Origin of the sequence: Shimia biformata, from assembly GCF_016888515.1 — a bacterium.
In the GTDB taxonomy this organism is placed as follows: Bacteria; Pseudomonadota; Alphaproteobacteria; order Rhodobacterales; family Rhodobacteraceae; genus Shimia_A; species Shimia_A biformata.
The window spans coordinates 1,542,100-1,556,632 of the sequence record NZ_JAFEJK010000001.1 but is presented as its reverse complement, the minus strand read 5'-3'; the positions used below and the strand labels follow the sequence as shown (position 1 = coordinate 1,556,632).

13 protein-coding genes are annotated in these 14,533 nt (G+C 64.4%); 2 read left to right on the top strand and 11 right to left on the bottom strand.

Annotated elements, in window-relative coordinates:
- Nucleotides 1–34 precede the first annotated feature (34 nt).
- Nucleotides 35–916 carry a sulfurtransferase gene (locus tag JQ863_RS07490; RefSeq protein ID WP_204113670.1) on the top strand — a complete coding sequence of 294 codons (882 nt, stop codon included), beginning with the start codon at nt 35–37 and terminating at the stop codon, nt 914–916.
- Here JQ863_RS07490 and JQ863_RS07485 read toward each other — a convergent pair.
- Together JQ863_RS07485 and JQ863_RS07480 are read right to left on the bottom strand one after the other, a co-directional pair.
- Nucleotides 913–2,646: an adenylate/guanylate cyclase domain-containing protein gene (locus JQ863_RS07485; protein ID WP_204113669.1), complete on the bottom strand. Its 1,734-nt coding sequence runs from the start codon at nt 2,644–2,646 to the stop codon at nt 913–915. The genes JQ863_RS07490 and JQ863_RS07485 overlap by 4 nt on opposite strands.
- A gap of 97 nt (nt 2,647–2,743) precedes the next feature.
- A complete protein-coding gene (locus JQ863_RS07480) occupies nt 2,744–3,271 on the bottom strand; it encodes a redoxin domain-containing protein (RefSeq protein WP_204113668.1) in 528 nt (175 codons plus the stop codon).
- A 126-nt stretch (nt 3,272–3,397) separates the two neighbouring features.
- Between JQ863_RS07480 and JQ863_RS07475 the strand changes: the two genes are divergently transcribed.
- A complete protein-coding gene (locus JQ863_RS07475; RefSeq protein ID WP_204113667.1) occupies nt 3,398–4,585 on the top strand; it encodes a BaiN/RdsA family NAD(P)/FAD-dependent oxidoreductase in 1,188 nt (395 codons plus the stop codon).
- A gap of 5 nt (nt 4,586–4,590) precedes the next feature.
- Here JQ863_RS07475 and JQ863_RS07470 read toward each other — a convergent pair whose 3' ends face one another.
- The 9 genes from JQ863_RS07470 to mraZ form a co-directional block, all read right to left on the bottom strand.
- Entirely contained in the window at nt 4,591–4,908 is a 318-nt protein-coding gene (locus JQ863_RS07470; RefSeq protein ID WP_204113666.1) for an HPF/RaiA family ribosome-associated protein, read from the bottom strand.
- Between the two features lie 88 nt (nt 4,909–4,996).
- Complete coding sequence (gene murD / locus JQ863_RS07465) at nt 4,997–6,397, bottom strand: UDP-N-acetylmuramoyl-L-alanine--D-glutamate ligase (protein ID WP_204113665.1); 1,401 nt, start codon at nt 6,395–6,397, stop codon at nt 4,997–4,999.
- Between the two features lie 144 nt (nt 6,398–6,541).
- The gene (gene mraY / locus JQ863_RS07460; protein WP_204113664.1) at nt 6,542–7,624 is read right to left on the bottom strand and encodes a phospho-N-acetylmuramoyl-pentapeptide-transferase; all 1,083 of its coding nucleotides are present in this window, start codon (nt 7,622–7,624) and stop codon (nt 6,542–6,544) included.
- A complete protein-coding gene (locus JQ863_RS07455; protein WP_204113663.1) occupies nt 7,624–9,066 on the bottom strand; it encodes a UDP-N-acetylmuramoyl-tripeptide--D-alanyl-D-alanine ligase in 1,443 nt (480 codons plus the stop codon). The genes mraY and JQ863_RS07455 overlap by 1 nt, the downstream gene beginning before the upstream one ends.
- Nucleotides 9,063–10,544 carry a UDP-N-acetylmuramoyl-L-alanyl-D-glutamate--2,6-diaminopimelate ligase gene (locus tag JQ863_RS07450; RefSeq protein ID WP_204113662.1) on the bottom strand — a complete coding sequence of 494 codons (1,482 nt, stop codon included), beginning with the start codon at nt 10,542–10,544 and terminating at the stop codon, nt 9,063–9,065. Before JQ863_RS07450 ends, JQ863_RS07455 begins: the two co-directional genes overlap by 4 nt.
- A 44-nt stretch (nt 10,545–10,588) precedes the next feature.
- Nucleotides 10,589–12,373 (bottom strand): peptidoglycan D,D-transpeptidase FtsI family protein, encoded by a 1,785-nt coding sequence (locus JQ863_RS07445; protein ID WP_204113661.1) that lies wholly within the window; start codon nt 12,371–12,373, stop codon nt 10,589–10,591.
- On the bottom strand, nt 12,370–12,729 hold the full coding sequence (ftsL, locus tag JQ863_RS07440; RefSeq protein ID WP_204113660.1) for a cell division protein FtsL: 360 nt from the start codon (nt 12,727–12,729) through the stop codon (nt 12,370–12,372). The genes JQ863_RS07445 and ftsL overlap by 4 nt, the downstream gene beginning before the upstream one ends.
- On the bottom strand, nt 12,729–13,703 hold the full coding sequence (gene rsmH, locus JQ863_RS07435) for a 16S rRNA (cytosine(1402)-N(4))-methyltransferase RsmH (RefSeq protein WP_204113659.1): 975 nt from the start codon (nt 13,701–13,703) through the stop codon (nt 12,729–12,731). The genes ftsL and rsmH overlap by 1 nt, the downstream gene beginning before the upstream one ends.
- A gap of 1 nt (nt 13,704) precedes the next feature.
- Entirely contained in the window at nt 13,705–14,196 is a 492-nt protein-coding gene (gene mraZ / locus JQ863_RS07430; protein ID WP_204113658.1) for a division/cell wall cluster transcriptional repressor MraZ, read from the bottom strand.
- Nucleotides 14,197–14,533 lie beyond the last annotated feature (337 nt).

Genomic DNA, 14,533 nt, shown 5'->3' with positions numbered 1-14,533 from the left:
GGCCGCAAACGGCATGAGGGGAAAGGAAATTGCGATGACCGGCACAAAACTGAGAGACCCCGAGGCGCTGGTCTCGGTTGACTGGCTTGATGCGCGGCTGACAGACAAAAGCCTGCGTATTTTCGACTGTTCCACATACCTTGAGTTTACACCCGACGAAGACGCGCCCTATCGCGTGGTCAGCGCGGCGGACAAGTTTGTCGACGCGCATATTCCCGGGTCTGCCTGCCTTGACCTGCAACGGGATTTCTCGGCCCAGGGCGCGGCGTTCAGCATGACCGCCCTGCCGCCCGATGACATGGCCGCCGCCTTCGCGCGCGCCGGAGTCAGCGATGACAGCCATGTCGTGCTTTACAGCCGCAATGGGCCGACCTGGGCGGCGCGGTTCTGGTGGATGCTGCGCTATGTCGGGTTTGACCGGGTCTCGATCCTGGATGGCGGGTTTCCCCAGTGGCAGGCGACGGGAAAGGCCGTTGAATCAGGACCTTCGGCCTATGCCCCCGGCCACCTGACCCCGGCGCCGCGTCCCGGTGTCTTTGTCGGCAAGGACGCGCTTCTCGCGGCGATTGACGATCCGCAGACCGTGACAATCAACGCGCTGATGCCAGATGTCCATTCGGGCCAGAACCCGCGCTATGGCCGGCCCGGACGCATCCCCGGAAGCGTGAATATACCGGCCCCGCACCTGTTTGATACCGACACACACCTTGCAAATGAGATTGACCGGATCGCCGAGGCCTTTGACGCGGTGGGCGCACGCGAAGCCGGGCAATGCATCACCTATTGCGGCGGAGGCATTTTCGCCACCTGGGACGCCTTCCTGCTGTACCAGCTTGGGCAGGACAATATCGCGGTCTATGACAATTCCATGAGCGAATGGGCCACCACGCCGGAATTGCCGATGGAAACGGACTAGCCCTCGGGCATGCCCGCCCTGCGCAACCCGTCGAGCCAGTGTTCGTGGTCATCAGGATATCGGATGGGCACAATATGGCGCACCTCGCTGACGGTTTGGCCGGGCATCTTTTCGGACAATCGCGCCAGCATCGCCTGCGCCTCGTCCATGCGGTCCAGCATGGCAAGCGCCGCCGTCTTCTGACGCAGCGCCGAGGCATAGCCGGGGAAGTCGCGCAGCACCCTGTCGTTGCAGCTGATGCAACCCTCGTAATCGCCGGAAAGATAGGCGCCGATGCCCTGGCCACCCAGCCAGAAGGCCCGGCCGGGATCGCGCGGCGACAGCGCCATAGCCTTGTTACAGCAGGCGCGGGCAAGATCATATTCGTTGCTGACACCGTGATAGGCCGCAAGAACACCATGCGCATTGGCCAGATTGGGGTTCAGGCGCACGGCTTCCTGCAGATGTGACAGCCCCTCGTTGAAACCGCGGCCAAACAGCACCGCCTTGCCCAGCGCGGACCGCGCCTGCGCGTCGCCGGGATCAAGCGCAATTGCACGCTTTGCAAGCGCGACGGCCTCGGCGATGGCCTCTTTCGCGTCGGGCCGCCACTGGTGCAGCATCGCGTCCAGTTCCGCCATCGCCCGCGTCACCAAAGGACCCGAGACGGTGGGGTCCAGCGCGACTGCCCGGTCCGCGTATTCCCGCGCCGCGACCCAGCCCTCGCGGTCGATCCGCCCGGCATGGTGACGGGCGCGCAGGTCCATTTCCCATGCGCTCAGATCGGTGTCCCGCTTGGCCTGCACGCGGCGTGTTTCGGCGGTCATCGTCTCGGGCAGGACCGCGCCGACAATGGCTTGGGTGATTTCGTCCTGAACCGCGAAGATGTCCGTCAGGTCACGATCGAACCGCCCTGCCCAGATATGAGTTTCGGTTTCCCCGTCGATCAGCTGGGCGGTGACCCGCACCTTGTTGCCCGCCTTGCGCACGCTGCCTTCCAGCAGGTAACGCACCCCCAGTTCTGCACAAAGCGCGCCGACGCTGACGGCCTGTCCCTTGAATGAGAAGGCGGTGTTTCGGGCAATGACGAACAGTTCGGAAAAATGGCTGAGCGCGGTGATGAGGTCTTCGGAAATCCCGTCGGAAAAGAACTCCTGATCGGCATCACCGGACATGTTGTCAAAAGCAAGGACCACGATTGAAGGTTTGCCCAGCCCGGTGGAGCGATGCACTGCAGGCACACCATCCGCGCGCCAGCGGAACACCGGGACATGACGGTCGATATTTTTCAGTTCCTGTGGACCAAGGTCTTCGAACCGGGCGTCGGTCTTGCCGGTCAGACTGTCATGCACCGCACCGGAAATGCAGATGCCATCCGGTTCGGCAAGTGCTTCGAGCCGCGCGGCGACATTGACACCGTCGCCATAGATGTCGCGCCCCGACACGATCACATCGCCAAGGTTGATCCCGATGCGCAACGCGATCGGCGTGTCTCCGACATGCGGCCGGCGGGATGCGGTGGTCTGAATGTCGCGGGCCGCAGCAAAGGCTTCGACGACGCTGTTGAACTCGACCAGCGCGCCATCGCCCATCAGTTTGACCACGCGCCCGCCATGGGCCGTGACCGCGGGCTGAAAATGATCGGACCGCAATCTGCGCAGGGCGGACAGAGTTACCGCCTCGTCGGATGCCATCATCCGCGAAAACCCGACGATATCCGCCGCCATCACCGCTGCCAGTCTGCGTTTCATCAACCCCCGGCCCGAACTTGCGCCTTTGCGTTCTGCGCTCGGTTCAGTCAGCGACAATTGCGGCAGTTTTTCAAGGATTTCCCGCGTCCGCCCGTTGTCAGGCGCCCGAATAAGTGCCTCGGATCGGCTGCCCATTCTGTCGAACGTAGGCAATCCCGCGCCGGACAAAGGCCAGATCGGGCCGCGCCCACGGTGCGTTCGAGATATCGGCGACCTGCAACATGCCCTCGGCGTTTATCACGAAAAGTCCCGGCTCGGGGAAAGGACGATCGGTCTCTTTCGGGCTGCGCGGGGTTGAGATCCACAGACCCAGCGCCTGCATCTGCTGGGTCGTCATGCCATAACCCACAGGCAGGGTCAGCCCGACCTCATCGGCAAAGGCGCGGGCCTTGTCTTCGCCGTCACCGGACACGGCCACCACCTCGACCCCGTCTGCGGTAAAGCCATCAAACAGGTCCTGCAGCGTGGACAGGTATGCCTTGCAGAGCGGGCAATGCAGCCCGCGATAGACCACGACCAATTGCCAGTTGCCGGGCGTTTCGGTCACACCAAGCGTCAGCATCCCGCCCCCCAGCCGGGGAATGGTCTGGATCGGAAACGGGGCGGCTACGGCGGGTCGGGTCATCTGTTGTTCCTATGCGTGGCGTCTGTGTCCGGGCGAACGTGCCGTGGTCAAGCGAGAGTGACAATGGACCTCACGCAAGAGTGAGCGGCGCTTGACCCGGCGCTGTGAAACAGGCAGGTGCGATCCATGCAGTTTGACACGATCATCCTTGGCGCCGGGGCGGCCGGCATGATGTGCGCGGCCCATGCCGGGGGGCGGGTCGTGGTGATCGATCACGCCCGGGCGCCGGGCGAAAAGATCCGCATCTCGGGCGGTGGGCGCTGCAATTTCACCAATATCTATGCCGAACCGGACGCCTTCCTGTCGCAGAACCCGCATTTCTGCAAATCGGCGCTGGCGCGTTATACGCAATGGGATTTCATCGACCTTGTCGCCCGCCACAAGATCGCGTGGCACGAAAAGACGCTAGGCCAGCTGTTCTGCGACGACAGCGCCCGCCAGATCGTCGGGATGCTGGTCGACGAGATGACCCGCGCGGGGGCCGAGTTGTGGCTGCAAACCTCGGTCGCCTCTGTCTCTCATGACGGCGGGCAGTTCCGCGTCAGCGTGGACCGTGAGGGCAAGCGCCAAGACCTGACGGCGTCAAACCTTGTTCTGGCGACAGGGGGCAAGTCGATCCCCAAGATGGGGGCGACGGGGCTTGCCTATGACATCGCGGCCCAATTCGGGCTAACGGTGACCCAGACCCGCGCCGGGCTGGTGCCTTTCGTGTTTTCGGACGGACGGTTCAAGCCGCTGTCGGGCGTGGCCCTGCCTGTGCGTGCCACTGCGGGCGGGACATCCTTTGACGAGGCGATGCTGTTCACCCACCGTGGGCTGTCCGGTCCCGCCATGCTGCAAATCTCGTCCTATTGGCGCGAAGGGCAGGATATCACGGTCAACCTGCTGCCCGGGGGTGACGCCTTTGACGCGCTGCGGGCGCGCCGTGCCACAGATGGGCGGCGCAACCTGTCGACGGTGCTGGGGGACATCCTGCCCAAGCGCCTGGCCGAGTATCTGGCGCAGGACTGGACGCTGACCGGGAACCTTGCCGATCAAAGCGACGCGGCGCTGCGCGATCTGGCCGACCGCCTGCACAACCTGACCCTTCGGCCGACGGGAACCGAAGGCTATCGCACCGCCGAGGTCACACTGGGCGGGATCGATACCGACGCGCTGTCATCGCGCAGCATGGAGTCCAAATCCGTCCCCGGCCTTTATGCCATCGGCGAGGCCGTCGATGTCACCGGCTGGTTGGGCGGTTACAATTTCCAATGGGCGTGGTCGTCGGGCTGGGCCGCAGGCAAGGCAATTGCCGAGCGCGGCCCAAGCTGATTGGTTCAGTGATGCGCGTCGTGCTTGCCGAACTCGGCGGTCAGGCGCTGACGCAACTTCTTGGCTGCCCCTTTCAGGGCACCGGGAATATCCTCTGCCTCGTGGCTTGCCGCCATCGGTCCCTGCCCGCGCGGACGCGCTTCCATCGTGCATTTGATGTGGTCGGGGCCGTGCTTGTCGGCATTCTGGTCCTTGAGATGCACCTCGACGCGGGTCAGACGGTCCGACAGGTGTTCCAGATCATTGAGAACCGCGGCTTCCGCCACCTCGATCACACGCTCGTCACCATGGATGAAGTTGTCAGTGTTGACCTGGATTTGCATGATCGGACCCTTTCTTCTGATCGCTTGTCTTACACTCTCGACCTATGAACGCGGCCCACGCCGGACAAGGGTTCGCGGGCAAAAAACCTCAGCCGATTTCCGCCCGGACCCGCGCCGCGAAATCATCGCCGCGCTGCTCGAAATTGTCGTATTGGTCAAAGCTTGCGGCCGCTGGCGCCAGAAGCACCGTATCACCTGGCTCGGCCTCTGCCACGGCCCGCGCGACGGCCTGCTCCATGGTGGTGCAGACCTCGGTCTCGACCCCGGTCAGCTGCAACGCGAACCCGGCGGCCTCGCGTCCGATGACATAGGCCTTTGCCACCGATCCGGCGGCCTCAAGAAGCCCCTCAAGCCCGCCCTCTTTCTGCAAGCCGCCGCAGATCCAACGGATGCGGGGAAAGGCCGAAAGCGCCTTGGCCGCCGCATCGACATTGGTGGCCTTGCTGTCATTGACGAAGGTGACGCCGTCTTTTTCCGCGACGATCTGGCTGCGGTGCGGCAGACCTGCAAAGCTCTGGAACCCGGCCTCGATCTGGCGCGGGGCAAGGCCGACGGCGCGGCAGGCGGCATAGGCGGCGCAGGCGTTCTGGTGGTTATGCGCACCCGGCAAGCCCCTGATGGCGCGCAGGTCGATCGACCCGGCCTGACGGCCCTTGCGATACTCGGACAGGAACCCCTTGCGGGCAAACACCGCCCAGTCCGCCCCGGTCAACTTGGTCCCAGAGGACACGCGGATCACCCGGTCATCGCCGACGCCTTCGGACAAGACGCCCGCAAGAAACCGGCCCTCGACCTCATCGACACCGATCACCGCGCGGTCCGGTCCACCCAGCGTGAACAGCCGCCGCTTGGCCGCGAAATAGCCGCCCATGCCGCCATGCCGGTCCAGATGATCCGGCGAGAGGTTGGTAAAGACCGCCACATCCGGGGTCAGCGCGCGGGCCAGTTCGGTCTGGTAGCTCGAAAGCTCCAGCACCACCACCTCGCCATCCTCGGCCGGTTCCAGATCCAGCACACCGCGCCCGATGTTCCCGGCCAGCTGCGTCCGGCGCCCGGCGGTTTCCAGAACGTGATGGATCAGGGCGGATGTCGTGGACTTGCCGTTCGACCCCGTGACCGCGATCACCTTGGGGGCGGTGTCATAACCATCCCACTCCGGTCCCGCGAACGAGCGGAAGAACAGCCCGATATCATTGTCGACCGGCACCCCTGCCGCCAGCGCCGCCGCCACAACGGGGTTCGGCGCGGGGTAAAGATGCGGGATGCCGGGGCTGACGATCAGCGCGGCGATGCCGTCAAAGGCACCGGGTTCCAGAAGGTCGCGGCAGGAAAACCCTTCGGCCTCAGCCCGCGCCCGCGCATCCGGGTTGTCGTCCCAGCAGACCGGCGCGGCACCGCCCGCAACAAGCGCACGCGCCGTGGCCAGACCCGACCGTCCCAGCCCCAGAACCGCCAGTGTCGCGCCCTCATATCCCCTGACCGGATTCATATCCTGCCCCATCTCAAAAACTGCACCGGACCCGGCAATTCACTGGTCCCCAATACCCCCGCCGGAGGCGCACCGCGCGTCAGCGCGGCCTTGCCCAAACTGTTTGACTGCAGGTTCCCTGCACTCAAACGGGGCGGGAGCGCCTCAGCGGATTTTCAGCGTCGCCAACCCGATCATGGCGAGGATCAGCGAAATGATCCAGAACCGGATCACGATCTGCGGCTCGGACCAGCCTTTTTTCTCGTAATGGTGATGGATCGGCGCCATCAGGAAGACGCGTTTTCCGGTGCGCTTGAAATAAAGCACTTGGATGATAACCGACAGCGCCTCGACCACGAAAAGGCCGCCGACGATGCCCAGCACCAGCTCGTGCTTGGTGGCCACCGCAACCGCGCCCAGCGCGCCGCCAAGGGCCAGCGACCCGGTGTCGCCCATGAACACCGCCGCGGGCGGCGCGTTGTACCACAGGAAGCCAAGCCCGCCGCCCGCGATCCCGGCGGCGAAGATCAGAATTTCACCGGTGCCCGGCACGTAATGCAGGTCAAGATAGGTGGTAAAGTCAACACGCCCCACGGCATAGGCGATCACACCCAGCGTGCCCGCGGCGATCATCACCGGCATGATGGCCAGCCCGTCCAGACCGTCGGTCAGGTTCACCGCATTGGCCGCCCCGACGATAACGAACATCGCGAACGGGATGTAGAAAAAGCCGAGGTTCAGCAGCACGTCCTTCACAAACGGCAGAGCCAGCTGAAACTGCATGTCGGCCGGTTGCAGAACAGAGGCCCACCACGCGGCAATCGCGGCAATCGCGAAGCCGATCAGCAACCGCACCTTGCCGGAAACGCCCGCCGTGGTCTGCTTTGACACTTTGGCAAAGTCATCGGCAAACCCGATCAACCCGTAAGACAGCGTCACGAACAGGACCAGCCAGACAAACCCATTGTCCAGCCGCGCCCACAGAAGGGTCGAGGTGACCAGAGCGCCCACGATCAACAAGCCGCCCATGGTCGGGGTACCGGCCTTGACGAAATGCCCCTCGGGACCGTCATCGCGGATCGGCTGGCCTTTGCCCTGCTTGCGGCGCAAGACGTCGATCAGAGGGCGGCCGAACAGGAACCCGAACAGAAGCGCGGTCAGGAAGGCTCCGCCAGCGCGGAAGGTGATATAGCGGAACAGGTTGAAAAAGTCCCCGCCGTCCGAAAAGGCAGTGAGCCAATAGAGCATCAGGCGTCCTCGTCATTTGATTGCGGGGCGGGATGCCCGAGTTTTTGAACCGCGTCAACAATGCGTGACAGTCCCATGGACAGGGACCCCTTGGCCAGCACCACGTCCCCGGCATCGATCAGGTGGCGCATTTCCGCCGCCATTTCAGTGCTGGTTTCGGTCCAGAGCCCGCGTTTGCCATCCGGCAGGGCCTTGTGCAGGTGGCGCATCAGCGGGCCGATGCAATGCACCTTGTCGATCCCGTCCATCGCCGCGTGATCCGCCACGGCGCGATGTAGGTCGGCCTCGGTTGGTCCGAGTTCCTTCATGTCGCCAAGAAAGGCGATGCGACGACCCTTGCCGACCCGCCCGATCCCATCGACAACATCCGCCGCCGCCAGCACCTCGAGCGCGGCAGCCAGCGAGGTCGGGTTGGCGTTATAGGCGTCGTCCAGCAATGTCAGCGTCATGTCGGTTTCGACCGGGTCCAGCCAGATCGTCTGGCGCGCGCCGCGCCCGGTGTAGGGCTGCCAGCGGCCAAGGTCCCCGGCGGCGATGGCCGGGTCCGCACCCAGCGCGGCGGCAGAGGCCAGCGCACCAAGGGCGTTCATCGCAAAATGCCGGCCCGCGCTTTCGATCTTGAACATCATCGGACCTTCGGGCCCGGTTGCCCGGCAGATCGTACGGTTGCCCCGCAGCGTCACATCCGTCAGAACCCAGTCTGTCGCGGTCTCGCCAAACCACTCTTCCTTGCAACCAAGCTGTTTCGCAGTGGCCGCCAGAACCGGCGCCGTTGGAATGTCGGCATTCAGGATCGCCACACGGTCACCTTCCAGCCCCTCCATGATGCTGGCCTTTTCCGCCGCGATGCCCTCGATATTCTCGAACGCCTCAAGGTGGGCGGCGGCAACGGTGGTGATCATCGCCACATGCGGGCGGGCAAGCCGGGCCAGCGGCGCAATCTCGCCGGGGTGGTTCATGCCAATCTCGATCACCGCGAATTCGGTGTCCGCGGGCATGCGCGCCAAAGTCAGTGGTACACCCCAGTGATTGTTGTAACTCGCGACGCTGGCATGGGTGCGGCCCTGCCCCGACAGGATCGCGCGCAGCATTTCCTTGGTCGAGGTTTTGCCCACAGAACCAGTGATCGCCACGACCCTTGCATCGGTGCGGGCGCGGGCGGCGTGGCCAAGCGCTTCCAGCCCCTCAAGAACATCGGGCACAATCAGCAAAGGCGCGGATTCGTCGAGACCCTCGGGAATGCGCGAGACCAGTGCCGCCGCTGCACCCTTTTCCAGCGCCTGCGCGACAAACTCGTGCCCGTCCCGCGCCGCGGTCAGCGCAACGAACAGGTCGCCGGGTTCCAGTGTGCGGGTGTCGATCGAAACGCCGGTTGCCTTCCAATCGGTTGTTGCCTTGCCCCCTGTCGCGGCAGCGGCGTCGGCTGCGGTCCAGAGCGTCATGCCAGCCTCCCGTCCAGCGCGGCGGCGGCGACGCTGGCCTGTTCCGCATCGTCAAAGGGCAGGATGTCGTCGCCGACGATCTGACCTGTCTCGTGACCCTTGCCCGCGATCAACAGCGTATCGCCCGGCCCCAGCGCATCGACGGCGCGCAGGATCGCTTCGGCGCGGTCGGCAACCTCGGTCGCGCCGGGCGCGCCTTCCATCACCATGGCCCGGATCGCGGCGGGGTCTTCGCTGCGCGGGTTGTCATCGGTGACAAAGACCATGTCGGCATGGGCGGTGGCCGCCGCCCCCATCAGGGGCCGCTTGCCCGCATCGCGGTCACCACCTGCCCCAACGATGGCAATGAGACGCCCCATCACATGCGGCCGGATTGCCTTTAGCGCGGTGGCAACGGCATCGGGCGTGTGGGCATAGTCGACAAAGACCGCTGCGCCATTCGCGCGCGTCGCGGCCAACTGCATCCGACCCCGCACCGTCTTGAGTTCGTGCAGCACCTCGAACACGCGCTCGGGCTCGGCGCCGCAGGCGATTGCCAGCCCCGCCGCCAGAAGCACGTTGTCGGCCTGGAACCCGCCCAGAAGGTTGAGCCGCGCCAGGTATGCCCGGTTGCGGAAGGTAAAGCGGATGTCCTGCCCGGTGGCATCGAAACGCTGCGCGGTCAGGTGCAGGTCGGCGGGCTCTCGGCCCACGGTCATCACCTCTTGCCCGCGCGCCCGCGCAATCGCGGCCATGTCCGGCCCGCGCAGGTCGTCGGTGTTGATGACCGCCACGCCATCAGACGGCAATACGCGGGCAAACAGCCCGGCCTTGGCGTCGAAGTAATCGTCGAAACTGGCGTGGTAATCCAGGTGATCCTGGGTGAAGTTGGTAAAGCCTGCTGCCCGCAGAACGACCCCGTCCAGCCGCCGCTGTTCCAGCCCGTGGCTGGACGCCTCCATCGCCGCGAATTCGACCCCGGCTTCGGCGGCGGCGGCAAGGGTGCGGTGCAGCGTGATCGGCTCGGGCGTGGTATGGGCCAGCGGCGCGGTGAAATCGCCCTCGACCCCGGTGGTGCCAAGGTTGATCGCGGGCAGACCCAGTTCCTGCCAGATCATGCGCAGGAAGGTCGAGACGCTGGTTTTGCCATTGGTCCCGGTCACTGCCGCCATGATGCCCGGCTGTCGTCCGAACCAAAGGGCGGAAGTATAGGCCAGGGTCTGGCGCGGATCCTCGGCGACAATCAGCGCGGCATCGCTGGCCGCCAGTTCGTCGCGGGCGATGGCTGCGCCCTCGGCATCGGTCAGCACCGCCGCCGCGCCCATGCGGAGCGCGTATTGGATGAAAGTGCCACCGTGGATGCGGGTGCCGGGCATGGCGGCAAAGAGGAAGCCGTCCCTGACGTCCCGGCTGTCGACGGCAAGGCCGGTGATATCCGGGTTCCGCCCCGCGGCGGCGGTCAGCCCAAGGTCCGAAAGTCGTTTGGTCTGCGCTGCCATGGTGCCCCCGTCAGGTCAGCCTGTCTGTCGGGCCGGAATCCGGCCTAGTGTGCGGTCAGCGTTATACCAGCCAATTGACCGGGTTCAACGTCCGGCCGCATCCCCAGAAGCGGCGCAATCCTGCCGATCATCTCGGCCGCAACCGGCACGGCAGTCCAGCCCGCGGTGCGGCGCGGTTCCGGGCCCGAGGTCTCGACCGGTTCATCAAGCGTAACGATCAGCACGTATTTGGGATCATGCGCCGGGAACATCGACGCGAAAGTGGCGATCACCTTGTCATCGTAATAACCGCCGCCACGTTCCTTGGGCTTGTCCGCCGTGCCGGTCTTGCCGCCCACGGCATAGCCCGGAACCTCGCCCAGCGAGGCGGTGCCGTCGGTGACCACCTGACGCAGCATGGACCGTGCTTCACGGGCAGCGGATTCGGACATGACGCGCGGGCCGTTCTGCGGCGTGCTGCGGCGCAACAGGGTCGGCACCACCCGCTTGCCGCCATTGGCAATCGCCGCGTAACCGGCAGCCAGATGCAGTGGACTTGCCGACAGGCCGTGGCCGTAAGACACTGTCATCGTTGACAGTTCCGACCAACGCGGCGGCAACAAGGGTTTTGCGCCGCTGGCCTCGACCAATTCGACAGACGTGGGTTCGAAGAAGCCGAGATCGCGCAGGAAATCCTGCTGACGCTCGGCCCCGATGATCTGGGCAAGCCGCGCCGTGCCGATGTTCGAAGACTTCACGATCACCTTGGTCAGCGACAGTTGCGCGCCGTAGTTGCGGAAATCGCGGATCCTGAACTTGCCCCATTGCAGCGGTCCGGCGGTGTTGATCATCGTCGAGGCATTGGCCAGCCCAAGGTCCATCGCCTGCGCCGCGGTAAAGATCTTGAAGGTCGAGCCAAGCTCGTAAAGACCCTGCACCGCGCGGTTGAACAGCGGGCTGTCGGACGGGTTGCCCTCGGTCGGGGGGCGCGGGCGGTCATTGGGGTCGAAATCCGGCAGGCTGACCATCGAGATTACCTCGCCGGTATGCACATCCAGCAACACCGATGTCGCGCCCTTGGCGTTCATCAGCCTCATGCCGCCGTAAAGCACCCGCTCGGCTGCGGCCTGCACGGTCAGGTCAAGCGACAGGGTCAGCGCCTTGTCGCCATTGGCTGGGTCGCGCAATACGTCGTCAAAGTATTTCTCGACCCCGGCCACGCCAATCACCTCGGCGGCGCGCACGTCCTCTTTGCCAAAACTCGCGCCGCCTAGGATATGTGCGGCAATGGTGCCATTGGGATAAAGCCGCATCTCGCGCGGACCGAACAGCAGGCCGGGATCACCGATATCATGCACGGCCTGTTTCTGTTCGGGGCTGAGCTTCTTCTTGATCCAGATGAATTTCCGCTTGCCGGTGAAATCCTTGACCAGACGCTCTTCCTTGAGATCGGGGAAGATTTCCGCCAGTTCGCGCGCGACCCGTTCCTTGTCGATCATGTGATGCGGCTGGGCATAAAGCGAATGGGTTTCAAGGTTGGTCGCCAGGATGCGCCCCTTGCGGTCAACGATATCGGCCCGCTGCGCCACGATCCGGGCCCCCGCCGCGCTTGCACGGGGTTCCTGTGCCTCGGAATTGGCAAGAATCGTCATCTGGGCGCCGATCACGATGAAGGCCCCCAGGAACATCACGCACATCAACAAAAGCCGCCCCTCGGCGCGGGCACGGCTTTTGTCGCGCATTTCTTCATGGCGCTGGCGGATGTTCTCGCGCTCGATCGTGTCGGGGTTTTCCCCGGTGTCACGGGCCTTGAGGATGCGGGCCAGAGGGCGAAGCGGCGTGCGGATCATATGCCACCATCCTCCAGGTCTGCCCCGGTTGACGAGACCTCGGTCACGCCCTCGAACCCGAACTCGACCACGGGCGGGAACGACACCTGGTCAACTTTGCCAAACTGGTCGGGACGCAGCGGCAGAAGGCCAAGGCGGTCGAAATTCAGCTCGGCCAGATCGCGCAGCCGGTTGGGGCGGTTCAGATAGGCCCATTCCGCACGCAGAATGGACAAGCGCGACCGAGCCGCGCCGATGTCGCGCTGCAACTGCTCGCTTTCCGAGATCGCCTTCTGGGTCTCATAATTCTCGTGATAGGCCCAGAACGCCAGACCGATCACGCTGATTACCGTCAACACATACGCAAGCCCGCGCATCAGCGTCGCCCCCCTGTCATTGGCATGCCGATCTGCTTTTCGTTCACATCCCCTGCCGGCGCATCGGTCCGCCGTGCCACGCGCAGCTTGGCCGAACGCGACCGCGGGTTCCTGTCCACCTCATCCTGGTCCGGGCCAACGGCCTTTCGGGTCAGAATTTCAAAAGCCGGGGTTTCCCGTTCAATTTCAGGCGCATAGCGGTTGACTGTCTGCGACTTCCCTGCCCGCGCCTGCATGAAACGCTTGACCATCCGGTCCTCGATCGAATGGAAGGTGACCACGGCCAGAAGGCCGCCCGGCTTCAATGCCCGCTCCGCCGCCATCAGGCCACGGAACAGCTCTCCGTATTCGTCGTTCACCGCGATCCTGAGCGCCTGGAAGCTGCGCGTCGCGGGATGCGCCTGCCCCGGTTTCTGGCGCGGCAGGCAGGACGACACGATCTCGGAGAGATGCAAGGTGGTTTCAATCGGCGCTTCGGCGCGTGCCTTGACGATGGCACGGGCGATACGGCGGCTGGCGCGCTCCTCGCCATATTGAAACAGGATGTCGGCGATGTCGGCCTCGGCCGCGTTGTTCACGATATCGGCAGCGGTCGGCCCGGACTGCGACATGCGCATATCCAGCGGTCCGTCCTTCTGGAAGGAAAACCCGCGCTCTGCGAGGTCCAGCTGCATGGACGAGACACCGAGGTCCAGAACCACGCCATCCAGCCCCTCGGCATATTCGTCCATCCGGCCAAACACGCCCTCGACCATCTCGATCCGGTCGCCATAGCCCGCAATCCAGCCCGCCGCCATTTCAAAGGCCAAGGGATCGCGGTCGACGCCGATCACCTTGTCGGCACCGGCATCCAGCAGCGCGCGCGTGTAGCCCCCGGCGCCAAACGTGCCGTCCAGCCAGGTGCCCGAGACAGGCGCGCAGGTCTGAAGGATTTTGTCGATAAGCACCGGGATATGTGCTTGATCCGATCCCATCTTAATCCAGGTCCCCGTCCAGGTAGGCTGACGGGTCGAGGTCGGGATCAAAGCCCTCCTCGTCCAGCGCATCGATCGTGGCCTCGTCCGCCTCAGGCTTCCAGATTTCGAACGTGTCGCCGGATGCGATGAAACGGGCCATGCCCTCAAGTCCGATCTTTTCACGCAGCTTTGCCGGCAGAACGATGCGACCGGTTTCATCAACGGTGATCTCGACGGCCTGCGCCGAATAAAGACGCTCCAGCGCCTTTCGCTTGGCCGAACCACGGGGAAACCTGGAAATCTTCTCGTCGACCTCATCCATCGCCTCGATGGTGAACCCTTCGATATAGTCGCGCGTGGCGCCGCCATAGACCAGAATCAGGCGCGGCGGCAGGCCTTCGGTCCACTCGGGGTCACAGGATTCGATCACACGGCGAAAAGAGGCCGGGATTGACACCCTGCCCTTCGCATCGACCTTGTGGTCGCTTTCGCCTCTGAATCTGCGTGCCATGAAAGACCCGCTCCCTGTCCCAACAAGCCCCCGCCTGTCTCAATCTCGTTCCCCCGGAAATCCGCGGCCCGTTTTGCTGGGCCCTTTACGGGAAACGGCGGATTGATCTGCTGCCACTGATCAATCCGCCGCCCTCGTCCCGCCTTTGCGGGGTGTCCAGCTGCGCGCGCCACCTGGGGGGATGTCTGCTCGCCCGCGCGCCGGATCTCTTGGTTCGATGAAAGCGGGTGCCTGTATGAAACCTGACTTTGGAGTTCTCTGGGGGTCTTGGTTGCCCCTTTGTCTCCCGTCCTCATCGTGTATCTAGGGATGACATGGGAATTCATGGAAATCAACA